General features: G+C 43.7%; 20 protein-coding genes and 1 pseudogene. 11 read left to right on the plus strand and 10 right to left on the minus strand.

What is annotated here, in order from left to right:
• Positions 1 to 2216: pseudogene (locus AB204_RS22675) on the plus strand (hypothetical protein); the annotation flags it as partial.
• A gap of 91 nt (positions 2217 to 2307) precedes the next feature.
• On the opposite strand, the gene asmA reads toward AB204_RS22675, so the two are convergent.
• The 4 genes from asmA to apbC all read right to left on the minus strand — a co-directional run bounded on the left by asmA (position 2308) and on the right by apbC (position 6999).
• Positions 2308 to 4188, minus strand: coding sequence for an outer membrane assembly protein AsmA (asmA, locus tag AB204_RS03030; RefSeq protein ID WP_047961906.1), 1881 nt, complete (start codon positions 4186 to 4188; stop codon positions 2308 to 2310).
• Positions 4189 to 4250: 62 nt separating this feature from the next.
• The gene (gene dcd, locus AB204_RS03035; RefSeq protein ID WP_047961907.1) at positions 4251 to 4832 is read right to left on the minus strand and encodes a dCTP deaminase; all 582 of its coding nucleotides are present in this window, start codon (positions 4830 to 4832) and stop codon (positions 4251 to 4253) included.
• Between the two features lie 47 nt (positions 4833 to 4879).
• Positions 4880 to 5521, minus strand: coding sequence for a uridine kinase (udk, locus tag AB204_RS03040; protein ID WP_047961908.1), 642 nt, complete (start codon positions 5519 to 5521; stop codon positions 4880 to 4882).
• Positions 5522 to 5886: 365 nt separating this feature from the next.
• Positions 5887 to 6999 (minus strand): iron-sulfur cluster carrier protein ApbC, encoded by a 1113-nt coding sequence (gene apbC, locus AB204_RS03045; protein ID WP_047961909.1) that lies wholly within the window; start codon positions 6997 to 6999, stop codon positions 5887 to 5889.
• Between the two features lie 182 nt (positions 7000 to 7181).
• Between apbC and metG the strand changes: the two genes are divergently transcribed.
• The 6 genes from metG to sanA all read left to right on the plus strand — a co-directional run bounded on the left by metG (position 7182) and on the right by sanA (position 14390).
• Complete coding sequence (gene metG, locus AB204_RS03050) at positions 7182 to 9209, plus strand: methionine--tRNA ligase (protein WP_047961910.1); 2028 nt, start codon at positions 7182 to 7184, stop codon at positions 9207 to 9209.
• 147 nt (positions 9210 to 9356) lie between these two features.
• On the plus strand, positions 9357 to 9779 hold the full coding sequence (locus AB204_RS03055; protein ID WP_047961911.1) for a CidA/LrgA family protein: 423 nt from the start codon (positions 9357 to 9359) through the stop codon (positions 9777 to 9779).
• Complete coding sequence (locus AB204_RS03060; protein ID WP_047961912.1) at positions 9773 to 10468, plus strand: CidB/LrgB family autolysis modulator; 696 nt, start codon at positions 9773 to 9775, stop codon at positions 10466 to 10468. Before AB204_RS03055 ends, AB204_RS03060 begins: the two co-directional genes overlap by 7 nt.
• Positions 10469 to 10671: 203 nt before the next feature.
• Positions 10672 to 11556, plus strand: coding sequence for a cytidine deaminase (cdd, locus tag AB204_RS03065; RefSeq protein WP_047961913.1), 885 nt, complete (start codon positions 10672 to 10674; stop codon positions 11554 to 11556).
• A 240-nt stretch (positions 11557 to 11796) separates the two neighbouring features.
• Complete coding sequence (locus AB204_RS03070) at positions 11797 to 13494, plus strand: NAD-dependent malic enzyme (RefSeq protein WP_047961914.1); 1698 nt, start codon at positions 11797 to 11799, stop codon at positions 13492 to 13494.
• Positions 13495 to 13667: 173 nt separating this feature from the next.
• Positions 13668 to 14390, plus strand: a complete 723-nt coding sequence (gene sanA, locus AB204_RS03075) for an outer membrane permeability protein SanA (RefSeq protein WP_047961915.1) — start codon at positions 13668 to 13670, stop codon at positions 14388 to 14390.
• A gap of 77 nt (positions 14391 to 14467) precedes the next feature.
• Here sanA and yeiB read toward each other — a convergent pair whose 3' ends face one another.
• The 3 genes from yeiB to AB204_RS03090 all read right to left on the minus strand — a co-directional run bounded on the left by yeiB (position 14468) and on the right by AB204_RS03090 (position 17642).
• The gene (gene yeiB, locus AB204_RS03080) at positions 14468 to 15625 is read right to left on the minus strand and encodes a DUF418 domain-containing protein YeiB (protein ID WP_047961916.1); all 1158 of its coding nucleotides are present in this window, start codon (positions 15623 to 15625) and stop codon (positions 14468 to 14470) included.
• A 15-nt stretch (positions 15626 to 15640) separates the two neighbouring features.
• Entirely contained in the window at positions 15641 to 16309 is a 669-nt protein-coding gene (gene folE / locus AB204_RS03085; RefSeq protein ID WP_047961917.1) for a GTP cyclohydrolase I FolE, read from the minus strand.
• Between the two features lie 148 nt (positions 16310 to 16457).
• Complete coding sequence (locus tag AB204_RS03090) at positions 16458 to 17642, minus strand: YbfB/YjiJ family MFS transporter (protein WP_047961918.1); 1185 nt, start codon at positions 17640 to 17642, stop codon at positions 16458 to 16460.
• Positions 17643 to 17862: 220 nt separating this feature from the next.
• Here AB204_RS03090 and moeA point away from each other — a divergent pair, with 220 nt between their 5' ends.
• On the plus strand, positions 17863 to 19104 hold the full coding sequence (gene moeA / locus AB204_RS03095; RefSeq protein WP_047961919.1) for a molybdopterin molybdotransferase MoeA: 1242 nt from the start codon (positions 17863 to 17865) through the stop codon (positions 19102 to 19104).
• 12 nt (positions 19105 to 19116) lie between these two features.
• A complete protein-coding gene (gene moeB, locus AB204_RS03100) occupies positions 19117 to 19866 on the plus strand; it encodes a molybdopterin-synthase adenylyltransferase MoeB (RefSeq protein WP_047961920.1) in 750 nt (249 codons plus the stop codon).
• Between the two features lie 50 nt (positions 19867 to 19916).
• On the opposite strand, the gene AB204_RS03105 is transcribed toward moeB, so the two are convergent.
• On the minus strand, positions 19917 to 21512 hold the full coding sequence (locus AB204_RS03105; RefSeq protein WP_047961921.1) for an ABC-F family ATPase: 1596 nt from the start codon (positions 21510 to 21512) through the stop codon (positions 19917 to 19919).
• 264 nt (positions 21513 to 21776) lie between these two features.
• Between AB204_RS03105 and AB204_RS03110 the strand changes: the two genes are divergently transcribed.
• Entirely contained in the window at positions 21777 to 22784 is a 1008-nt protein-coding gene (locus AB204_RS03110) for a Gfo/Idh/MocA family protein (protein WP_047961922.1), read from the plus strand.
• A 133-nt stretch (positions 22785 to 22917) separates the two neighbouring features.
• On the opposite strand, the gene AB204_RS03115 is transcribed toward AB204_RS03110, so the two are convergent.
• Together AB204_RS03115 and AB204_RS03120 are read right to left on the minus strand one after the other, a co-directional pair.
• Positions 22918 to 23382 (minus strand): GNAT family N-acetyltransferase, encoded by a 465-nt coding sequence (locus tag AB204_RS03115; RefSeq protein WP_047961923.1) that lies wholly within the window; start codon positions 23380 to 23382, stop codon positions 22918 to 22920.
• Positions 23383 to 23404: 22 nt separating this feature from the next.
• Complete coding sequence (locus AB204_RS03120; RefSeq protein WP_047961924.1) at positions 23405 to 24019, minus strand: LOG family protein; 615 nt, start codon at positions 24017 to 24019, stop codon at positions 23405 to 23407.
• Between the two features lie 144 nt (positions 24020 to 24163).
• On the opposite strand from AB204_RS03120, the gene rhtA reads away from it, so the two are divergent.
• Positions 24164 to 25054, plus strand: coding sequence for a threonine/homoserine exporter RhtA (gene rhtA / locus AB204_RS03125; RefSeq protein WP_047961925.1), 891 nt, complete (start codon positions 24164 to 24166; stop codon positions 25052 to 25054).
• Positions 25055 to 25364 lie beyond the last annotated feature (310 nt).

The raw sequence follows: 25364 nt of genomic DNA on the forward strand, positions 1-25364 counted from the left end.
ATGACAAAGAACTTTCAGCCGATATCCAGCTGATTGCTGCTGATGTTGGTGCCTACAGCAAAGTGGAAAGTGATGCCAATATCAAGGACGTCAGGGATCTGGCCGAAAGCAAAGTGCCATCAACCCGCAAAGTCAATGACAAAGAGCTTTCAAGCGATATCCAACTGACTGCGGCCGATGTCGATGCCTACAGCACAGCAGAAATCGATACGCGAATCAAAGATGTCAGAGATCTGGCCGAAAGCAAAGTGCCATTGACCCGCAAAGTCAATGACAAAGAACTTTCAGCCGATATCCAACTCACTGCCGCTGATGTTGGTGCCTACAGCAAAGTGGAAAGTGATGCCAATATCAAGGATGTCAGGGATCTGGCTGACAACAAAGTGCCATTAACCCGCAAAGTCAATGACAAAGAGCTTTCAAGCGATATCCAACTGATTGCGGCCGATGTCGATGCTTACAGCAAAGCAGAAAGTGACGCCAATATTAAAGTTGTGACGGATTTGGCTGACAGTAAAGTGCCATCAACCCGCAAAGTTAATGACAAAGAGCTTTCAAGCGATATCCAACTGATTGCGGCCGATGTCGATGCTTACAGCAAAGCAGAAACCGACACACGCATCAAAGATGTTCAGGATTTGGCTAACAGCAAAGTCCCATTAACCCGCAAAGTCAATGGAAAAGACCTCACGAACGATATCCAACTGACTGCTGTTGATATTGATGTTTACAGCAAAGCGGAAATCGATACGCGTATCGAGAATGTGACGGTTCTGGCTGACAGCAAAGTCCCATTAACCCGCAAAGTTAATAACAAAGAACTTTCAGCCGATATCCAATTGATTGCGGCCGATGTCGATGCTTACAGCAAATCGGAAATCGACACACGCATCAAAGATGTTACGGATCTGGGTGACAGCAAAGTGCCATTAACCCGTAAGGTCAATGGCAAAGAACTTTCAACCGATATCCAATTGATTGCGGCCGATGTCGATGCCTACAGCAAAACAGAAAGTGACACCAGTCTCAAGGACGTTAAGGATCTGGCTGAAACCGCCAATAAAAATGCCACGTTGGCTCTGCAACAATCGGTTCCAACAACCCGCAAGATCAATGGTAAGGAGCTGATAACTGACATTGAATTAAAAGCTGCTGATATCAATACTTATGATAAAGCGGAAATCGATGATCAAATCAGCAGGGTTACCGAGCAAGCTAAGAAAGCCAATAACACAGCAAATTCAGCCATTAGTATTGCTGATAGCAAAGTACCATTGGCACGTAAAGTGAATGGCAAGGAATTATCAACGGACATTCAACTTACTGCGGCTGATATAGATACCTATGACAAGGCTGATATCAACATCCTTATTGATGAAGTTAAGGAGCTGGCAAATAATGCCAATAATAATACGGAGAGCAAAGTTCCACTCACGCGTACCGTGAATGGTAAAGCCTTGTTATCCGATATTAAACTGACTGCATCTGATATGAATGCCTATACCAAAGGCGAAGTGGACAATCGCATTGAGGATATTAAAGATCTGGCAAATGCAGCCAATAACAATGCGGATGGTCGCGTCCCACTCACGCGTACCATAAATGGCAAGGCCCTGTTATCCGATATTAAACTGACTGCATCTGATGTAGGGACTTACAGCAAGACGGAAATCGATACCCGCATCAATAAAGTTGAAACATTAGCAAGTGATGCCAATACCAATGCGCTAGCCGCCAAAAATGACGTTGAGGGCCGGCTGGAGAAAAGTAAGAATGGAGCCGATATCCCAGACAAACAAGCCTTTGTGAGAAATTTAGGCTTGGGTGATTTGGTAGGATCAGGCCTTGAATCACGTCGAATCGGGGAAGATCACACCATCATCAAACTGGGTGAGATATTCATGTTAAACGGGCTTGTGGTTGGTAGTGAACCTATTGGCGAATTTAATGTATCTGTGATTGGTGGAGTGACTTACTATACTCACTTCTACAAAATCACACTGCCCACGGCCTTGCCAAATGGCATTATTTCATGCCAAGCAAGTATTGTCGGAGATAATTTTGATAATCAGCATCCTAGTTATTTGGCTGATGTCAAAACACGGCGAGATAATTCAGACGGAGTTGGTTTGTCGAAAGATACATTGACAGTCTCCGTCACGACTAATCAGCTCGGCTGGGTACCGCACTTCTACTATCAGGTTGTCGGGTATTAATGCGGTAGGGTATTAACAGAAATAGGCATTAAATCAGGTGATCGCCAAGGCGATCACCTGACCGAAACTAAAACATCAATTTCTTTTCTATTTAATGATTACCCCTATTTTTATTCAGCAGTTCCTCTAGTTTTTTAAGGTTCTCATTATCGTTGTTATTGTCGAGCCAATCTTTGATGGATTGTTTGGCTCTTTCTTGTATCTCATCACGCAATACAGATTCCACATTCAACGTATATTGCAGGTTATTCCAATCACCGTAAACTCGCAGTGGCACTCTTAACTTCGCCAAACGACGTACCAATTCGTTCTGTTTACCCCATCCATCGGTCAATTGCACCCATAATGCAACATCGGTGTTCTGTTTCAGTAAATTTGCTTTCCCTTTCCCCTGAATATTGAGAATGCCGGAAATTGCAGTAAGTTCACTAATATTAATCTCACCACGATCCAATTGTGCTTTCACTGACATATTTTTCGCTTCAGTAAAATCATCTGTATTCGTAGGTTGGCTGACTTTATCAGTTGCCCGGGAAAAAGATTGCTGAATAAGCTGAGGAATATTCAATCCTTTCAGGCGCGCGTTTTTCAGATCAATATTCAAATCACCCTGCCAATAATGGGAAATGGCATATTCGTCATACCCTTCCCCCATAAGATCACCATCCACGTTAATCTGACCATTGAATATTGGCGGTAATGCTAATGCGGTTAACAATGGCTCCAATTCAACTTTCTGTAAAAGTGGCTTTGTATGTAATTTTGCAGGAGTCACTGTGGCATCAATCGTGGTTGGCAGCGCAAAATGCCCACCAAATAGATCGCCGTTTAACTTTTCAATCCTCGCCAAGCCGTTATTATTCACAGCCTGCAAGCCAAAATTATCAATATTCATCCCCTGATAAATGAGCTTATCTGCCATGAATGAAACATCAGCATCAACTCCTTGCAAAAAAGTGAGATCATAATTGGACAATGGCGAGACTGATGCCGCGATCACTGGTTTTGATGAGTTATTTTCGATTCGATAATCATGTTTTGCCTGTGGGGTATTTTTCGGTAAAACATCCCACCCCAACAGATTGTCCAGATTCAATTTTGACGATGTTAGGTTGATGGAATATTGCGGCTTATCTTTCAAGATGGCAGTAATATTACCTTTCAGTTCGTTCTCATCATTCATCATCAACGCTATTTTTTGCAGTGATATTGATTCAGGTGAAGCCTGATATTTCACTGTAGCACTGCCTGTCCCTTGAATTCCGGCAGATGGCAAGCCAACACCCTTTAATTGATACGTCAGGGAATTAATGTCAGCCAACACCTTCTGCGGGTAGTCGGAAATATCCACCAAGGCACCAAGTTCAAATGCCAGTTCTTTCTGATTCTGATTAATTTTACTGCTGAGTTTGAGGTCAACGTGATTTTTATCACTACGTTCCAACAGTAAATTGATACCACGAACATTCAATTGGGAATGATCACTGGCTTGCCAGATCAGTAAGCTATCCACTACCTTGATTCTGGCAATATCCAATTTCCAAGCCTGACTGCCAGAGACGGCGGGATAGCGAATATCACTTTCCGGCGCAATCGGGGCTTGTAACCGTTTCTGTGGCTGGCTATCTGGTGTGAATCGCAATACAGCCTCTTTCAGCATCACTTCTTTAACTGAAAGCTGGTGGGATAACAGAGGCAACAATTCCACGTCCAGACGCATGTTTTCTGCCACAATTGCCGGCTTTTTAGCATCCTGAGCGGTCAATGATATTTGCCCAGTCAGAATGCTCAGTTTTGGCCAGACATGCCAGCGTAAATCATCCTGCAACACGAGCTGGTAACCACTCTTCTTTTGTACCTGTTTGACTATATAGTCACGAAAATCATTTGGGTTAATTAACATGACCAGCGTAGTTAAACCAGCAACAATGACTACCAACAGAATAACGAGTGTCGTCAACAATCTTTTCATGACTTCCCCAGTCTCATGTCTACAAGATGACTATTTTCACCAAAAAGCTTTACCAGGAAAGATTAATCCTCACTGATACGGCTACCTACGGCTCCCTGCTGATTTTTATATTTAGCACCCTGACGTCGGTTATAAGGCCGCTCAGCCGATCCCGAAAGCGGTTCAAAGCTCAATGCACCTATGACCATACCGGGGCGTAAAGCCAAAGGCAGCTTGCCTGAATTATAGAATTCCAGAACGATTTGCCCCTGCCAACCCGGATCAATGCGATGCGCAGTGACATGCACCATCAGGCCGAGGCGCGCCAGAGATGAACGCCCATCCAGCCAACCGACTAAATTATCAGGCAGTGTGACAGATTCCAGCGTTACCGCCAAAGCCAATTCACCGGGATGGAGGAAAAATGCTTCTCCATCCGGCAAAGTAATTTCATCGCTCATGACACGGTCAAGTGCCGCATTGACTTCCGCCTTAGGGCCACTCAAATCAATGTAAGCGGCAGTATGACCCCGAAAAACGCGAAACTGATTCCCAAGGCACACATCAGCAGTTGCCCCATTAATACGTTCAACAGGGGGACGTGGGGTAATTACCAGCTTACCTTCATCTAGCCATTTAATAATGTCACGGTCACAGAGTCGCATTATTTCCTCTCAAATACGATGATACTTATGAATGCCTGAACAGCAGATTATTCGTAAAATTGGCCAATTTTGGCTTTTAAGATATCAATGGCCACGCGGTTCTTCCCACCACGAGGTACAATAATATCGGCATATTGTTTCGATGGCTCGATAAATTGCAGGAACATGGGTCGTACAGTTTTCTTGTACTGTTCCATGACGGAATCCAACGAACGCCCGCGTTCATTCACATCGCGTTTAATACGGCGCATCAAACAGATATCCAGTGGTGTATCGACAAAAATGGAAAAGTCCAACTCTTGGCGCAAGCGCTTATCCGTTAATAGTAGGATACCTTCGAGAATAATGACTCTTTTCGGTTCAAAATGAATGGATTCAGGTTTGCGGGTGTGTTCAACGTAGTCATATTGCGGCAACTCAATGGATTTTCCGGCCTTCAGTGCCTGGAGATGTTCAAACAGTAAATTGTGATCCATTGAGCTTGGGTGATCATAATTAACTTTATAACGTTCTTCTATTGGGGTGTTGGTTTGATCTTTATAATAGCAATCTTCTGGAATAACACCGATATTATGATCACCAACCTGAGCGCGTAATTCTCTATAAAGTGTGCTGGCAATAAGGCTTTTGCCTGAGGCAGAGGCACCTGAGATACCTACGATTGTACACTTATGTGCTTCATCAGCCATAATAGAAATAACCTGGTTAAAAAAGAAAAAAATAAAGTGGGAACATGGTATTCACAAACACCATGTGTGGCGGATTATAGGGAGTTAGTGGCTTCTATTCCAGAGTAAACAAGATAAGTCTCGTTTTTTTCGATACGCTTCGCATAAAAATTCCGCAATTTTATGCTTCAAGTGGAGAATACGCTAAAAATAATCCCTCAATGGTATGTAATTGAAATACAGAAAGTGATACGAAGCACTTCAGCAGATAAAATAGACATCACCGAACATAGACATCACCGAACATAGACATCACCGAACATAGAACAATGGCTCTGTAACTATAGGAGCCATTGACCTACGTTTTCAGTATGGAGTCGCTCAAATCAAACTGCACGGAAAGAAATTTCAGTCGGGATCTTTTCTCCCTGCCAATACATCTGTGCAGAAATACCGGCAGCAATTTCACGATAAATATCCGTAAACTCACTGTCAGGCTGACAACTCACGGTCGGTTCACCACGGTCAAGATCTTCACGCAATGAAATATGCAGTGGGATTTTCCCCAGTAATTGGCAATGATATTTTTCTGCGAGTTTTTCTGCCCCACCTGTACCGAAAATCGGCTCATGATGACCGCAGTTACTGCAAATATGGGTGCTCATATTTTCAATAATGCCTAAAACCGGCACATTGACCTTCTGAAACATAACAATGCCCTTCATGGCATCAATCAGGGCAATATCCTGTGGTGTTGTAATAACCAGCGCGCCAGTCACCGGAATATTCTGGGATAGCGTTAACTGGATATCTCCTGTTCCCGGCGGCATATCAATCACCAGATAATCCAAATCTGGCCACAAAGTATCCTGTAACATTTGCATCAAGGCTTTGCTCGCCATCGGGCCACGCCAAACCATTGCGTTATCATCGGTGACGAGGTAGCCGATGGAGTTAGTCGCCATATTATGTACCATAATCGGTGCCATATGCTGACCATCCGGGGAAGTCGGGCGCTCTTTGGCTGTACCAAGCATATTGGGGATAGAGGGGCCGTAGATATCCGCATCCAGAATACCGACTTTTGCTCCTTCCTGTGCCAGTGCCAGTGCCAGATTTACCGCTGTACTGGATTTTCCCACGCCGCCCTTGCCTGAACTGACCGCAACAATATTGCGCACACCATTTACGCCCGGCAAGTTATTGGCGCGACGCAATGTGCTGATATCATGGGTTAATCGCCACTCAATGGCTTTCGCTCCCGTCGCGGCTTGCAGGGATTGAGTTGTTTCTGCTTTTAATACTTCAAAGGCACGTTTCCAGACGAACGGCATGATTAATTCAATATGCAATATGCCATCCAGCATGGTGCACTGATGCAACGCTTTCAGGGCGATCAAATCTCGCTCTAATGTCGGATGTTTGAATGTTGCCAATATTTTGGCAACGTGTTCTTTCAGCAGGTCAGGATTGGTCTGCTCGGGGGATTGTGAGTTCATCCCGGCTCCTTTTGATTTCTCTTTTTTCAACCTAAAACCGTTTGGACATCATAACAGAAGCTAACGGCTTCAGATAAGGCCATAAGTAAAAGTGACGAAGTTCTCCCGTTACCCTAGCGGCAATGCTCTTGATCAGGTAACATCAAAAACCCTTTTCATTTTACGGAAGTCAGATCCTAACTATGTCTCAAGTCGCGAACAAACTATTGGTGACCTGTGCGTTACCTTATGCTAACGGTCCAATTCATCTCGGTCATATTCTGGAACACATTCAGGCTGATATTTGGGTTCGTTATCATCGAATGCGCGGCAAAGAGGTTCACTTTGTCTGTGCTGATGATGCCCACGGTACACCAATCATGCTGAAAGCCCAGCAGAGTGGGGTTTCACCAGAAGATATGATTGCCAAGGTGAGCCTAGAGCATCAGCAGGATTTTGCCGGCTTTGCCATCAGCTACGATAACTATCATTCTACGCATAGCGAAGAGAACAAAGCCCTTGCATCTAAAATTTATCTGGAACTGAAAAAGAACGGCTACATCAAGAACCGGACAATTTCTCAGTTGTACGATCCAGAAAAAGGCATGTTCCTGCCAGACCGTTTCGTCAAAGGTGCCTGCCCAAAATGTAAGGCAGAAGATCAGTATGGCGATAACTGTGAAGTTTGTGGAACAACCTACTCTCCAACGGAGCTGATCAATCCTCGTTCTGTTGTTTCTGGAGCCGCGCCAGAAATGCGTAATACAGAGCATTTCTTCTTCGATCTTCCTGCATTCAGCGATATGCTGCAAAAATGGACTCGCTCTGGTTCGTTGCAGGAGCAAGTCGCAAACAAAATGCAGGAATGGTTCGAGGCCGGGTTGCAACAATGGGATATCACCCGTGATGCACCTTATTTCGGTTTTGAAATTCCGGATCAACCGGGTAAATATTTTTACGTTTGGCTGGACGCGCCAATTGGCTACATGGGCTCATTCAAAAATCTGTGTGATAAGCGTGATGACCTGAATTTCGATGAGTTCTGGGAAAAAGATTCCAAAGCGGATCTCTACCATTTCATCGGTAAAGATATCGTTTATTTCCACAGCCTGTTCTGGCCGGCAATGTTGGAAGGTTGCAATTACCGCAAACCAACCAACCTGTTCGTTCACGGTTATATCACCGTAAACGGAACTAAGATGTCCAAATCCCGCGGAACCTTCATCAAGGCCGAAACTTATCTGAAACACCTTGATGCTGATTGTTTGCGTTATTATTACGCAGCGAAGCTCTCTTCCCGCATTGATGATATTGACCTGAATCTGGAAGATTTTGTTCAGCGTGTCAACAGCGATATCGTTAACAAAGTAGTTAACCTTGCCTCACGTAATGCCGGTTTCATCAATAAGCGTTTTGGTGGCAAACTGGCAGACCAGCTTGCTGATCCTGCACTGTACCAAAAGTTTGTTGATGCAGCACAAGCTATTGCAGAAGACTTCACCAACCGCGAGTTTGGCAAGGCAATCCGTGAAATCATGGCATTGGCCGATCTTGCTAACCGTTACGTTGATGAACAGGCGCCGTGGGTTGTGGCGAAACAAGAAGGCCGTGACGCCGATCTACAAGCGATTTGCTCAATGGGCATTAACCTGTTCCGCGTCCTGATGACTTACCTGAAGCCAGTGCTTCCGGGCCTGACTGTGCGTGCAGAAGCGTTCCTGAATACCGAGCTGACTTGGGATAGCATCCAACAACCTCTGTTAAGCCATGAAGTTTCCCCATTCAAAGCACTATTTAATCGCATTGAAATGGCTAAAATTGAAGCTATGGTTGCTGACTCAAAAGAGAGTATCAAACCCCAAAAAACCGTAACTGGCCCGTTGGCGGATGATCCTATTCAGGACACGATTGCATTTGATGATTTTGCTAAAGTTGATCTACGTATTGCATTGATCAAACAAGCTGATTTTGTTGAAGGCTCAGATAAGTTACTGAAACTGATCCTTGATATCGGCGGCGAGACTCGTCAAGTGTTCTCCGGCATTCGTTCAGCCTATCCTGATCCAAAGGCGTTGGAAAACCGCCTGACAGTGATGGTTGCCAACCTTGCACCACGCAAGATGCGCTTTGGTATTTCAGAAGGTATGGTGATGGCAGCAGGCCCTGGCGGGAAAGATATTTTCCTATTAAGCCCGGATAGCGGCGCACAACCTGGCATGCAAGTTAAATAACCGACTGTACTCTGAAAAAATATTGACTATTATCAAATAGATATTAAGGCGGGCTCAAAAATGAGTCCGCTTTTTAATGTGACGTATGGCACATTTACAGTGTTAGTCGTATGATAAAACCCTCGCTATATTGAGGAATTATCTATTATGTCTTTCCAAAACGTGCTGATGATAGGCTGGCAATATCTGCGCGCATTCGCATTGCTCTATTTGTGCCTGATCACGGGAAATATCATTTCAACACTGCTTCCCTTTTCTCTTCCCGGCAGTATTATTGGCTTACTTCTCCTGTTTTGTTTACTTGCATTCCAAATTATTCCCCCGCATTGGGTAAAACCGAGCTGTAGCCTGTTGATGAAAAATATGACATTGCTCTTTTTACCTATCGGAGTAGGCGTCATGGATTATTACTCTCAACTCAGTCAGCAAATACTTCCCATTATCCTTTCCTGTATTGTCAGTACAATCGTTGTCATGATTGTTGTTGCCTACAGTTCCCACTATGTCCACCGCGAGCGCATCATTATTGGTGCTAAACAGCAAGAACAGGAAGAAAAAGAAAAATGTTAAGCCATATTTGGTGGTCACTACCGTTAACTTTGCTCGTATTTTATTTTGCCAAAAAGCTATCAATTCGGCTCAAACTGCCTATATTTAATCCCTTGTTGATATCAATGGCCGTTATCATTCCCTTGCTACTCATGACGCATACACCTTACGCACATTATTTTGCGGGTAGCCGGATATTGAATGATTTGCTACAACCTGCTGTTGTCGCCCTGGCCTTTCCGCTTTATGAACAGCTCCATCAAATCCGTGCCCAGTGGAAATCGATTATTACCATCTGTTTTATTGGCAGTATTGTGGCAATGGTAACAGGTACTGCCATTGCATTATGGGCAGGTGCCACACCTGAAATCGCGGCTTCCGTTCTTCCCAAATCTGTTACCACGCCAATCGCGATGGCAGTCGCTGATTCTATCGGTGGTATTCCCGCTATCAGTGCAGCTTGTGTTATCGCGGTAGGTATTTTAGGCGCAGTCTTTGGGCATAACCTGTTTAATCTTCTAAAAATAAAGACACAAGCTTCACGAGGATTGGCGATGGGAACAGCATCCCATGCAGTGGGGACTGCTCGCTGTGCTGAAATGGATCATGTTGAGGGAGCATACAGTTCGCTGGCTTTAATGACGTGCGGCATTATTACTTCACTCATTGCGCCTTTTTTATTTCCGATTTTACTACATCTGTTCGGTTAATTATTCTACCAATAACCATTGTTAAAGAAGTTAATAAAGTGTAACTAAGAAGTGAAAAAATTAATTAAAACAGCAAAAATTTGATGTAAGTTGCTAAAATAATTCTTTTATTACACAAATTTCATTAAATATATGGCTGTTATCACATTACAAACCTGAACAGACATCCTAGAATGACCTTCAATTAATTTGGAGATCATTCTATGCAAGCTCGTTTTCATGCTATTTGGTCAGAAATTACGCCTAAACTGCAAGAAGCGTTATTGCCTTACATTAGCAATGACGATTTTCCTGCAATGCTAACCGCAAAACAGGTCGAATCCGTTAAACAAATCAGTGGATTTGATGATCATGCGCTGGCATTAGCCTTATTGCCACTTGCTGCGGCCTGTGCCATTACGCCTATTTCCCATTTCTATGTTGGTGCAATTGCACGGGGAGAAAGTGGTAATCTTTATTTCGGCGCCAATATGGAATTCGCTGATGTCCCTTTACAGCAAACTGTCCATGCCGAGCAATCAGCAATTACACACGCTTGGTTACGTGGTGAGAAAAAACTGGCTTCCATCACTATCAACTATTCACCTTGTGGTCACTGCCGCCAGTTTATGAATGAGCTGAATAGTGGAACACAATTAGAAGTTTACCTGCCCAATCGCCCCCGATTGACTCTGGCAGATTACCTGCCGGAAGCCTTTGGCCCGGGTGATTTAACAGACTCGCCATTGTTGCTGGATACCGTTAACCACGGGCATCAATTAAATACCAGCGACGAATTAGTACAGGCAGCACTGGACGCAGCAAACCACAGTCACGCACCTTATAGCCAATCCCACTCAGGGATCGCACTACAGGATGAACAAGGGCGAATTTACATCGGCCGTTATGCAGAAAACGCCGCATTCAACCCAAGTTTACCGCCGTTACAGGCAGCCCTGATACTCATGAATATGTCAGGTGGAGATTGTCACTCCATCAAACGGGCGGTACTCGTGGAAGGTGGAAATAGCCATTTATCACAATGGAACGCAACACAATCGACATTAACCGCACTTGGCTGTACAAAAGTGGAACGGCATACCTTTTAAAATGAACTATACCCAATGGGTATAAGAGTAACTTAACAAAATGGCAGTTTTACTCCTCTATATCGCTCAAGAGGAGTAAAATAAAGAAATTAAATAACATTTTTTTAGCCAATTCTGCATGTTATCTCTCATTTTTGCTCACGATAAATATATTTAAGTAACATTTGCTGTACTTATTTTTTTTATCTTCTTAGGATCTACAGCCGATTTTGTTATTGATTAGTCCAAAGAGTAAGCATCATGGAACTGGAACACGAAAGTAAACGTCCTCTTTATATTCCCTACGCAGGTCCCATCTTATTGGAATTTCCTCTGCTGAATAAAGGCAGTGCCTTTACTGAAGAAGAGCGCAGCAATTTCAACTTGCATGGTTTACTGCCCCAGGCAGTTGAAACAATAGAAGAACAGGCCGAGCGCGCCTATCGTCAATATCGCGATTTCAAAAATGACGCGGATAAACACATTTATTTAAGGAATATTCAGGACACCAACGAAACGCTGTTCTACCGTCTCCTTGATGCTCATCTCAGTGAAATGATGCCTATCATCTATACACCAACCGTAGGTGAAGCATGTGAGCATTTTTCTGACATTTACCGCCGTGCACGTGGCCTGTTTATTTCCTACCCAAACAGAGCTTACATTGATGACATGCTGCAAAATGCCACCAAGCAGAATGTAAAAGTTATCGTGGTCACCGATGGTGAACGTATTCTTGGACTGGGCGATCAGGGTATCGGGGGAATGGGGATTCCTATCGGTAAATTGTCGCTGTATACCTCCTGTGGTGGGATCAGCCCGGCTTATACCTTACCGGTTGTGCTGGATGTGGGCACAAATAACCCACAACGTCTGAATGACCCGCTATACATGGGCTGGCGTCATCCGCGCATTACCGGCAAAGAGTATGACGAATTTGTGGATGAATTTATTCAGGCTGTGAAACGCCGCTGGCCAAATGTACTACTGCAATTTGAAGATTTTGCTCAGAATAATGCGATGCCACTATTGACCCGCTATCGTGATGAGCTTTGTTGTTTCAACGATGATATCCAAGGTACCGCAGCCGTTGCCCTTGGTAGCTTGATTGCAGCCAGCCATGCCGCCGGTCGCCAGCTAAAAGATCAAACTGTGACATTCCTTGGTGCGGGTTCCGCGGGTTGCGGGATTGCAGAGCAGATCATTGCCCAGATGAAATCTGAAGGATTAAGTGATGAACAGGCTCGTGCTCGTGTGTTCATGGTTGACCGTTTTGGTCTCTTAACCGATAAACTGCCAAATCTTCTGGATTTCCAGAGTGCGCTGGTACAGAAAAGTTCAGCTTTGCAATCATGGGATGTCAGCAGTGATTCCCTCTCACTGATGGATGTTGTTCGCAACGCAAAACCCACTGTCTTGATTGGTGTTTCCGGTCAGTCTGGTTTGTTCACAGAAGAAATCATCCGTGAAATGCACAAACATTGTGAACGTCCAATCGTGATGCCGCTGTCTAATCCAACCTCGCGTGTGGAAGCACGTCCTGAAGACATTATCAATTGGACAGAGGGCAAAGCGCTGGTGGCAACAGGCAGCCCATTCGCTCCGGTAAAATATGAAGGCCGGGAATTCCCAATTGCACAGTGCAATAACTCCTATATTTTCCCTGGAATTGGATTAGGTGTTATCGCTTCCGGCGCTAAACGTGTTACGGATGATATGTTAATGGTAGCCAGCCGTGCATTGGCAGAGTGCTCACCACTGGCACAAACAGGCTCTGGCCCATTACTGCCGCCCATTGATGACATCCAAGATGTTTCTCGCAAAATAGCCAAAGAAGTGGCAAAAAAAGCCCAAATTCAAGGTGTAGCGATTGTCACATCCGAAGATGCACTGGATGAGGCTATTGACCGCAATTTCTGGAAACCAGAATATCGCATCTATAAACGCACCTCATTCTGATAATAATCTTAATAAGCCGGCCAATTAGGTTGGCGGGCTTATTCAATTATTGCCCCATTGTTTTAGTTCTTTTAATTAGTTTTAATATAACCCACTGAAAACTTGCTTCAATATTTTAAGTAAAGTAGCCTTTAGGCATTGGTCCATAAGTACATATAAGGCAAACGAAAATCATGTGGAAACGCTTGATTACCAGTCTGGTTTTCATCATTGCTGTCATGATGCTGACAGCTATTATGCTTGACCGTTGGATTAGCTGGAAAACCGCTCCTTACATTTTTGATGACCTCAGGCAACTTCCTGAGCGACAAGTCGGTATGGTACTCGGCACATCCAAATATTATAAAACCGGTCAATATAACCAATATTACTTTTACCGCATTCAAGGGGCGGTTAATGCTTACAACAGCGGCAAAATTAAATATTTGTTATTGAGCGGAGATAATGCTCAGCACAATTATAATGAACCAATTACCATGCGGAAGGATTTGCTCAAGGCGGGGATCCCAGCCAGCAACATTGTAATGGACTTTGCTGGTTTCAGAACATTGGATTCGATTGTCAGAACCCGCAAGGTATTTGATACTGATGACTTTACCATAATCACCCAGCGCTTCCATTGTGAACGGGCTTTGTTTATTGCCATGCATCTGGGTATAGAAGCACAATGCTATGCGGTTCCTTCCCCTAAGAATATGATGACTATTCGTTTAAGGGAAATATTTGCACGTCTTGGCGCATTGACAGATTTGTATATTCTGAAACGTGAACCGCGCTTTTTAGGCCCATTGATGCCAATTCCCGCACCACATATCGTACCAACCGGGGTTCAAGGTTATCCGGCTGTATCGCCAGAAGAGCTACAGGAACTAGAAAAAAAACCTCGTAGCAAATAAGAAAGAGAAACGAATTCAATATAAAAGAGCCTATCCAATAGGCTCTTAATCTTTAAACAACTTAGCAAATGACTTGCCTAAACCTTACCAGACAATTTTGTTGTTAAACTGCGCCAGAGCTTTTCCATCGGCCCTTGTGAATAACGATTTAACCACCAGCAAGCAAACCAGATATTTAATGCCCAGATAAATGGAACAAATGCCATCAATTCCAAACGAGTAAACCGATCAAATAATTCAAAGCGATAAAAAAGAGTGGTGCAAATCAAGGTTTGTAACAAATAGCTACTCAGTGCCATTCGCCCGACCTGACGGAGCCAAAAAGCGATTTTCCAGCGTGATATGGTAGGCCAGAATCCATAAATCAACGAGATATAAGCTAATGCCAACAATGGTGTTGCCAGTTCAGTAATAGTGTAGCGGACTGTCCACGACGCAAAATAACTGTAAGGGTATAAGTACTGAATTAACAAGGCAATACATTGAATCGCCATCCCCGCAGGAATTAAGCATAATGCCAAACGACGGTAATGTTTGCGGCTAAATTCTCCTTTTAACCAACCATTACGCAGTAACATTGCGCCACAAAGCATAACACCAACTATTTGCCAGCCATATTGCACAACTACCACAATCATGATGCCACTGATTTGACGGATTCGATGTTCTATAGCCAATAGCCCGCCATAAGTTTTCCAGTAACTCTCATGAAAAAGGTCTTCCGGTGTTGGCTGCCAGAATGAATTATTATCTCCTACGGGAAATAATCCCAGAAGATAAAACATCATCACGCCGAACAAATACAAAGTCGCCGCTGTACCAAACAACTTTTGACGATTATTGATAAAATGCCATGCCAGCAGGCCAACAATGCCATATGACAACAAGATATCGCCATCCCATAGCAAAATACCGTGCAATAAACCAATAACAGACAAAATCAGCAATCTGGGAATATTCCAATCACGTCCTCGCTGCTGAAGCAATTCAAGCGATGCCCCAAACAACAACGTCAAGATGAACAGAAACTTTCCCTGAGTAAAGGTATTCAAAATCAGCCATGTCACGACATCAGCAGATGAAACTGAATCGTTATAAAACAGATTCATATAGGCCGCATATGGCAATGCAAAACCGGAGATATTCAGTAGTAATATCCCCAAAATGGCAAAACCACGCAGACTATCAATTATCTCAACTCGCGGGTGCATTACTCCATTAGAACTATGCTCCATGATATTAAAAATTCATCATGATAATTGCAGATGGCGCACGGCACGCAGGAATTCCTGCCGTGTATTCTGGCTGGTTTTAAATAACCCTCCCAGAGAAGTCGTCGTCGTTGTACTGGTTGCATCACGAATGCCGCGTGCTTTAACGCAGTAGTGGACAGCATCAATAGAAACGGCGACATTATTCGTGCCAAGCAGGGCTTGTAGCGCGATCAGGATCTGCTGCGTCAAACGTTCCTGCACTTGTGGACGCTGGGCAAAAAACTGAACAATACGATTAATCTTCGACAAACCAATGACCTTATCTTTAGGGATATAAGCAACGGTAGCTTTGCCGTCAATGATGACGAAATGGTGTTCGCAGGTGCTGGTTAACGTAATATCACGCACCGTTACCATCTCATCGACTTTCATTTTATTTTCTATCAGGGTGATTTTCGGGAAATTGTTATAATCCAATCCTGAAAAGATCTCATCCACATACATTTTCGCGATACGACCCGGCGTATCCGCCAAACTGTCATCACTCAAGTCAAGATTTAACAGTTTCATAATTTCTGTCATGTGTTCCTCAATGCGTGCTTTACGCACTTCTGGCTCCAGAGTTTGTTCACGCAATGGGGTTTCAAGACCACGGGCGGCCAGTGCTGAATGCACCAATGCAGCTTCTGTACTTAGGGATGACATCAGTTTCTCCAAGAATAATACTTTCCGTTACTTGACGGATAATCGAAACGTTTATTTTACGCAGATATCAGTGCATGTAACACCACACGATATTTATTTATTTTTGTATCCACGCACAACTATACCTGTACGTCATCAATGCGCCAAATCAAGATAACTCACGATGAATTTTATGACGATTGAATACCAATAACCCCGCAATGACTAACCCAATAAATGCGATATACAAAGCAGGTTCCAGTTTACCTGTCAGCCATGTTGAAACCGCTGATAACATCGGTCCCACTAATTGCCCCAGTGCATAACCTGTGGTCAGTAATCCCGCCATATAGCGGGCATGGTTTGGCGCCAATTCCCGGCCATACTGTAAAGCCAATTGCACCACACACATAAAACCACCGCCTATCAGTAATGCTCCAATCATCAACCCGGCAAGATCCGGTAACATTTCTGCAATTAAAATGCCTGATGCCTGAAGCCATAACGAAACTGACAAACGAATTTGAGGCGTTGAGACATTACGCAGCAAAATTCCCAACATGATGCCAATGACAGAAGCACCACCAAATATTGGCCAGACAAACTGAGCAAACAGGCTATCAGGAAAACGTTCTGATGCCATTTGGGAAAGAAATGTTGCAGGCAAAATATAGCCAAATCCAGCCAGACTGTAACTCCACACGAGTCGCTTAATATCCGGTGTCAGAGTGAGTTTTTGGAGGGTAGTTTGTGGGCGATGCAGTTCACCACTGCGGGGCAAATGACGGCTGATATAAATACTGAGCAGTAAAGCAAGAATGCCATATAACATCCACGCGCTGGCGGCGCTCATTTGCCAGGACTGAATCCCCATCGCCAACACGCCGCTAATAAAGATCCCGATTCCCGGCCCAGAGAAAACAGCCGCACTTAATCCCGGACGATTCAGTTTTGCCAACTCATCATTCGCCCATGCGGCTACCAGTACCAACGTCCAGCCACTGGCCCAGCCAATAAAGAAACGAGCAATACTGTGCAAAACTGGTCCATCCAGCAATGCCGAAAGCAGTGTAATGATCACTGCTCCCCATAATCCACTCCATAGACGGTATTCGACAAAACGCTGAGCCCGCATAGCATCATAAGAGCCAGCCAGATAACCAAGGTAATTGAATGCCGCAACAATGCCTGCTCCCGTCAATGTGAATTGGGATTCAGCAATCATCAACGGAACTTGTGGGGTAAAAGTGAAACGCCCTATTCCCATTGCAACAACCAAAGCAAGAAAACCGCTTAATGCAATCTGAAAAGCCTGATAATGACGTCCACGAGATGTGATGGTTTGATTGCTCATAGTGATTAAATGATAGTGAAATCAATCGGATTAGTTAGAATAAATCAGTTATAACAAATCATGAATATAATATACATCTTTTATTAACAACCGGTTCCCCTCATTCCCCAGCAAGGCAATCTTTGTCATAATGCGTTCAGTTGCAAAAATAACTGCTTCAAAAATAACTGATTGTCCGCAATCTGTAGTATTTGTATTTGCGGCATATAGGGAGCTTCTCATGGATCACTGTCATACCTCAGACTTAATTTCACTTGAGCAGGCACTAGAAAAATTACTGGCGCAGACTGTTCCTCTAACTAACACAGAAACCATTAGTCTGACTGAATCTGCGGGCCGTATCACCGCCACTGATATCATTTCCCCCATCAACGTTCCTCCTTTTGATAACTCAGCAATGGATGGTTATGCCATTCACGTTGCCGATCTGAGCGATCACCAAACCTTGCCCGTAGCAGGAAAAGCACTGGCTGGTGCACCGTTTCAGGGAGAATGGCCGGCTGGCAGTTGTATTCGCATCATGACTGGCGCCCCTATTCCTTCTGGTGCTGATGCCGTGGTGATGCAGGAACAGACAGAGGTTACTGAAACAGGAATCCGGTTCACTTCTCCGGTAACACAAGGGCAAAATATTCGTACTGTTGGCGAAGACATCACTCAAGATGCTGTGGTATTGCCAAAAGGGATTAAACTTTCTACAGCACAATTACCGCTGATTGCCTCTCTGGGCATTGCAAAAGTTAATGTTGTTCGTAAGTTGAAAGTTGCCATTTTCTCTACGGGTGACGAACTGCAAGCCATCGGCGAACCATTACAGGCTGGTCAAATTTACGATACTAATCGATTTGCTGTTCGTCTGATGTTAGAAAAACTGGATTGTGAAGTTATCGATCTGGGCGTGATCCGCGATGATCCTGCTACATTGCGCCAAACGTTTATCAATGCAGATAAACAAGCCGATTTAGTCATCAGCAGCGGCGGCGTTTCTGTGGGTGAAGCGGATTACACTAAACAGATTTTAGATGAAGTGGGCAAAATCAGTTTCTGGAAGCTCGCGATTAAACCCGGTAAACCTTTTGCGTTTGGCAAATTGGAGAATGCATGGTTTTGTGGCTTACCCGGCAATCCCGTTTCTGCTGTGTTGACCTTCTACCAATTAGTGCAACCACTGATTGCCCGTTTATCCGGCTTTACCACATGGCAACCACCAATGCGCCTCACAGCCAAGGCAACAACGCCATTGAAAAAATCTGCCGGAAGATTGGATTTCCAACGTGGTATTGCTGCCATCAATGAAAATGGGGAATTCGAAGTAAAAACCACAGGTCATCAAGGTTCCCATATCTTTAGTTCATACAGCGCCGGCAACTGTTTTATCGTTCTGGAACGGGAACGCGGGCATGTTGTGGTTGGCGAAACAGTGCACATCGAATTTTTCAATCATTTACTGCAAAACCAATAAGATAATAAAACAATGACTATCGAACTTACCGATGAAGAAACCCTGCGCTATAACCGACAAATCGTCTTGCGGGGTTTCGATTTCGACGGGCAGGAAAAATTAAAATCTGCCAAGGTGCTGATAGTTGGTGTGGGGGGCCTCGGTTGCGCGGCTTCCCAATATCTTACTGCGGCTGGTGTTGGAACTATCACCCTGTTGGATTTTGATACGGTTTCCCTTTCCAATCTGCAAAGACAAATTCTCCATCGCGATGAACGCATTGGTATGCCAAAAGTCCATTCAGCGGCCCTGACACTACGGGAGATTAATCCGCACGTTACTATTCATCCCATTGAAGGATTATTAGATGATCCTGCATTGGATGAATTGATAAGCCAGCACGAAATTGTGCTTGATTGCACAGATAACGTTGCCATCCGTGAACAACTCAATCGTTTGTGCTACGAACGTAAAACATCCTTGGTTTCTGGTGCGGCCATTCGCATGGAAGGCCAGCTTTCCGTCTTTACTTACCAACCGGAAGAACCTTGTTACCGTTGCCTGAGCCGGTTATTTGGTGCAAACAATCTGACTTGTGTTGAAGCAGGCGTCATGGCGCCATTGGTGGGAACTATTGGTTCCTTACAGGCCATGGAAGCCATTAAGCTATTGACTCAGTATGGAAAAAGCTGCCATGGAAAAATATTACTGTTCGATGCAATGACAATGGAATTTCGTGAGATCAAACTGCCTAAAGACCCTAAATGTGAAGTTTGTCAGTAACCCTGATCATAGCCCCGTAAAATAAACGGGGCTATAAACGTTAAGCAGAATTACTCAGCAATACCCTGACTTTTCAGATACTCATCATAAGTACCTTTAAAATCAACCACTTTATCGGATTTAATCTCCAGAATACGGCTGGCTAATGAGCTAACAAAAGCACGGTCATGAGAGACGAAAATCAACGTTCCCTGATAGAGTTCCAGCGCAAGGTTCAAAGATTCGATCGATTCCATATCCAAATGGTTGGTTGGTTCGTCCATCACCAAAATATTTGGCTTGTGCATCATTAACTTACCAAACAGCATCCGGCCTTGTTCACCACCGGAAAGCACACCAACTTTCTTCTTGATATCATCCTGACCAAACAATAAGCGACCAAGAATACTGCGTACTGCCTGCTCATCATCACCTTCACGCTTCCATTGACTCATCCATTCAAAGACAGTCAGGTCGCAGTTAAAATCACTGGCGTGATCCTGTGCGTAATAGCCAATGGCACTGTTTTCAGACCATTTAATCGTACCGCTATTTGGCGCTTCCTCTCCGATCAGCGTTTTCAGGAATGTGGTTTTACCAATGCCGTTTTCACCGATCACCGCCATCTTCTCGCCAACTTCCACCAGCAGATTCAGGTTTTTGAACAGTGGCCCGTTATCATACCCTTTGGTCAAACCTTCCAGTTCCAGCGCATTACGGAACAATTTTTTATCCTGATCAAAACGGATATAAGGATTCTGACGGCTGGAAGCTTTTACTTCATCTAACTGGATCTTATCAATCTGACGAGCACGGGAAGTTGCTTGTTTAGATTTAGAGGCGTTGGCACTGAAACGGCTAACAAAAGCCTGTAGTTCGGCAATTTGTGCTTTCTTCTTCGCATTATCTGCCATGAGGCGCTCGCGGGCCTGTGTTGCCGCCACCATATACTCATCATAGTTGCCCGGGAACAGACGCAAGTCACCATAATCCAAATCAGCCATATGAGTACATACGGTATTCAGGAAGTGACGGTCATGGGAAATGATGATCATCGTGCTGTCACGTTCATTAAGCACTTGCTCCAACCAGCGGATAGTATCGATATCCAGGTTGTTGGTTGGCTCATCAAGCAGCAGGACATCAGGATTAGAAAACAGCGCCTGAGCCAACAATACCCGCAATTTCCAGCCCGGAGCCACAGCACTCATCAAGCCATAATGCTGTTCCACAGGAATACCCACGCCCAGTAACAGTTCACCGGCACGTGCTTCGGCACTGTAACCGTCCATCTCACCATAGGCGACTTCCAGATCAGCCACACGATAGCCATCTTCTTCGCTCATTTCTGCCATGGCATAAATGCGGTCACGTTCCTGTTTAACTTCCCACAGCTCCGTGTGCCCCATGATGACTGTATCCAACACGGTATATTCTTCGAATGCAAACTGATCCTGACGCAATTTACCCAGACGCTCATTTGGATCAAGGCCGACGTTACCGGAAGTTGGGGTTAAATCTCCGCCCAGGATTTTCATGAACGTAGATTTACCTGCCCCATTCGCACCAATCAGACCATAACGGTTGCCGTTGCCGAATTTGACAGAAATATTTTCAAACAGTGGCTTACTGCCAAACTGCATGGTGATGTTGTTTGTACTTAACACAACTTTTGCTCTTAAAGTGAATAAAAAGGGAGTTTATAAAATTGATAGCCGCGCATTATGCCACAACCAGAAAAAAGTATCGCCAGAATGCGTTGCCCACTTTCAAAATTAGAGAAAGACATCAAATAACATACTGAATGTTAATTATTTTTTCCATGAATATCGCTAATCTATAGAACAGGGAAGTACAGAACAAAAAGCAGTCCTGTTATAAACTTTCCCTGAATTTTACGACTCAACAATTTGATACACCGGAAAAATACAATGCAAAAAGTAAGATGGGGCATTATTGGTTGTGGTGATGTCACTGAAGTAAAAAGTGGCCCTGCTTTTTACAAACTAGAAGACTCTGAATTAGTGGCGGTCATGCGCCGCAATACTGATTTAGCCAAAGATTTTGCCAAGCGACACAATATCAGAAAATGGTATTCAGATGCCGAATCCCTGATTAATGATCCTGAAATTGATGCCATATACATTGCGACCCCACCTTCTACCCATAAAGAATATACAATTTTGGCAGCACAAGCGGGAAAAACTGTCTATGTTGAAAAACCGATGGCATTAACATTTGAAGAATGCAACGAAATGATTGCCATCTGCCGATTGCAAAAAGTCCCGCTGTTCGTCGCTTATTATCGTAGGGCTTTACCCAGGTTTATCAAAATAAAAGAGTTAATTGATTCTGGGGCAATTGGTTCACCACGAATTGTAAATTGCATGCTATTCAGGGAAATGGCTTCTATCTATCAAGATCCTGATAATTTGCCGTGGTTTGTGAAACCAGAAATATCCGGTGGTGGCTTATTTGTTGATTTGGCTTGCCACACACTCGATATATTGGATTTTCTGCTCGGTAAAATTATCTCGGTTAAAGGACATGCCAACTCACAGGCAAAAGCCTATCCCGCCGAGGATTGCGTTTCCATGTCTTTTATGTTCGAAAACCAGATTCAGGGCGTTGGAATTTGGAATTTTGTCGCCAGTTCCCGTGAGGATAAAGTCGAAATTATCGGAGACAAAGGCAAGATAGTTTTTGCAACATTTGGTGACTCCCCCATTTCATATTATGATGAAAATAACCAACTCCATCAGTATCATTTTGAAAATCCAAAACATATTCAAATGCCATTAATCCAGACAGTTATTGCCGGGATACAGGGCAAAGGCGTTTGCCCATCCAATGGAGAATCTGCTGCCCGCACCAGTTGGATTATTGACGAAGTATTAAGAGAATATCGAATTGCTTTAAACAGCACCGTTAAAAAATGAGTTCACTATGGTCAGAAAATAGATGTAAATAAATACTAACCATCAGAATTAAATTCTGATGGTTTAAATAGTTATTTGTTATTGCAAAGCAATTTGAATACAGAAGGCACGTAAAAACTGGAATATATATTGATCACAGAGTAATCGCCATAGTTCTATTCACTTCCTGATACCCTTCCCTTTCATAAAAGCGTATTGCATCAATATTTTGAGATAATACACTCAGTTCCAGATGTGAATAACCATTTTCCTTTGCCCATTTCTGCATTTCAGCCAATAACTTCCGACCAACACCGAGACTTCTGACATTCCGACTTACTACCAGATCAAAAATATGGCCATAAGTTCTGGGGACCAAGCAGTTAAAAGACGGTGTCTTCTGTTCTTGCGCAATGGCAAACCCGTTTATGCTGCCATTTTCATCTTCCGCAACAAGTAAATGAAATTTGCCATTATCCATATTGGAAACAATAAAATCTCTGTCTTGTTCAGTCGCTTTGAGCCTATCTGGCTGTAACGCTGCCATTTCATCAAATAAGACATTATAGAGAGATAGAATCGCCTCAACATCCTGCATCGAAGCTGTTCTTATTATCATTATATTTCTCCTTCTGTTGAAATTATTTGGAATAAGTTTTGACCGAAGGAACAATGTAATCATTAAAACGGTCAAGTAATAAAGCGGGATCTTGTTCAACAATTGCCATATGACGATATTTTTCCTGCAGAAACTGCTCATCTGCCATTCTGTCGATCATAGAAATTAGAGGATCATAGAATTGGTTAATATTGAGGATACCGCAAGGTTTGCTATTTAACCCAATCATGCTCCAGGTAAAAACTTCACTGAACTCTTCCAATGTCCCAAAGCCGCCGGGCAAAGCAACAAATCCCTCTGCCAGTTCGATCATCTTGCTTTTGCGCTGGTGCATAGTTTCCACAACATGGAGTTCTGATAAATTCTTATGGGAAATTTCACGCTCTTCCAGCAAGGTCGGGATAACACCAATCACTTTACCACCTGCTTTCAGGACAGTATCCGCAACCGTTCCCATAATCCCTACGCTTGCTCCACCATAGACTAAAGTAATGTCACGTTTTACCAGTTCTTTCGCAAAAGATATCGCGCTTTCTTTATAGATCTCAGATATACCAAGGCTTGAACCACAATAAACCGCAATACTCTTTACAGAACCTTTTATTTCTGGTGCATTTTTAATCGTATTTTCTTTCATGACTAAACTCCATTATTGTTTTTTTAATTTCTGATTATACGATAGACTAACAAGCGTACAATTGATAATCCTGTTGAGTTATATCTGTTTCACTGCGAAGATGACGTCCCCCTAAATAACACGTTGTAACTGAGGTTTTTTTGAATGTCTCTTTCTAAACATCGGGCAGCTTCTTTTCCTCTGCTCCCCATTATTTTATTGTTACTGTCGATGACATCAATTCAAGCCGGAGCCTCACTGGCTAAAACAGTATTCCATGTCATCGGTGCGCCTGGTGTCACAGCCTTGAGACTTGCGTTGGGAACAATTATTCTCTTTCTGATTTTTAAACCGTGGCGTCTAAAATTTCAGCGGGATTCTCTGATTCCTCTTTTTGCCTACGGTATTTCACTAGGGGCGATGAATTATCTGTTTTATATGGCCTTGTCTCGCATTCCTCTCGGCATTGCCGTTGCACTTGAGTTCACAGGGCCTTTGGCTGTTGCCATGTTTTCTTCCCGACGCCCACTGGATTTTCTCTGGATTGCGTTGGTCATCGCCGGATTAGGCTTTCTCCTGCCTGTTGGGGATAGTGTCAGTACACTTGATCCTATCGGGATTTTGTATGCTTTGGGAGCCGGTGTCTTCTGGGCACTTTATATTATCTTCGGGCAACGTGCCGGGGCTGGCTATGGCGCAGCTACCGTTTCTGTGGGTTCGCTGATTGCGGCCTTTATCTTCTTCCCAATCGGGTTAATACAGACTGCCCCTGAATTACTGTTTGATGTTTCATTGCTGCCTATTGCGCTGGGGATCGCTATCTTATCTACCGCATTCCCCTACACGCTGGAGATGATTGCCCTTACGCGCCTGCCAGCCAAAACATTTGGGACATTAATGAGCCTTGAGCCAGCATTAGGCGCATTATCAGGTATTATTTTCCTTAATGAGCATTTGACGATGACTCAGTGGGTTGCTCTTTTCTGCATTATTTGTGCTTCTATCGGTTCCACGTCTACCATTAAACGAAAAACTAAAATAGAAAAAATAGAATAATTATTTTTACCAAAATACTGGGGTATTTATTCAAACCGGAGGAGACTCAATATCCTCCGGTTTTTTTATTTTCATGAAATATCTATTAATATAATATCTATTAATACCAATACCTATTAATCCAATAGGGATAAGCAATATGACTCCCGAAAAATTGTCCGCTATAATTATTACACCTAATGAGACAATTCATTATTCGGCATTCAGGTAGCACTATTATGAGTACAGCAACATTAGTCAAAACCCAACCTTCTGGCCTGCTGTATACCCGCAATAATGTTGATGAAGGTCATAAACAGAAATCGATTGA

Source organism: Xenorhabdus khoisanae, from assembly GCF_001037465.1.
Classification (GTDB): Bacteria; Pseudomonadota; Gammaproteobacteria; order Enterobacterales; family Enterobacteriaceae; genus Xenorhabdus; species Xenorhabdus khoisanae.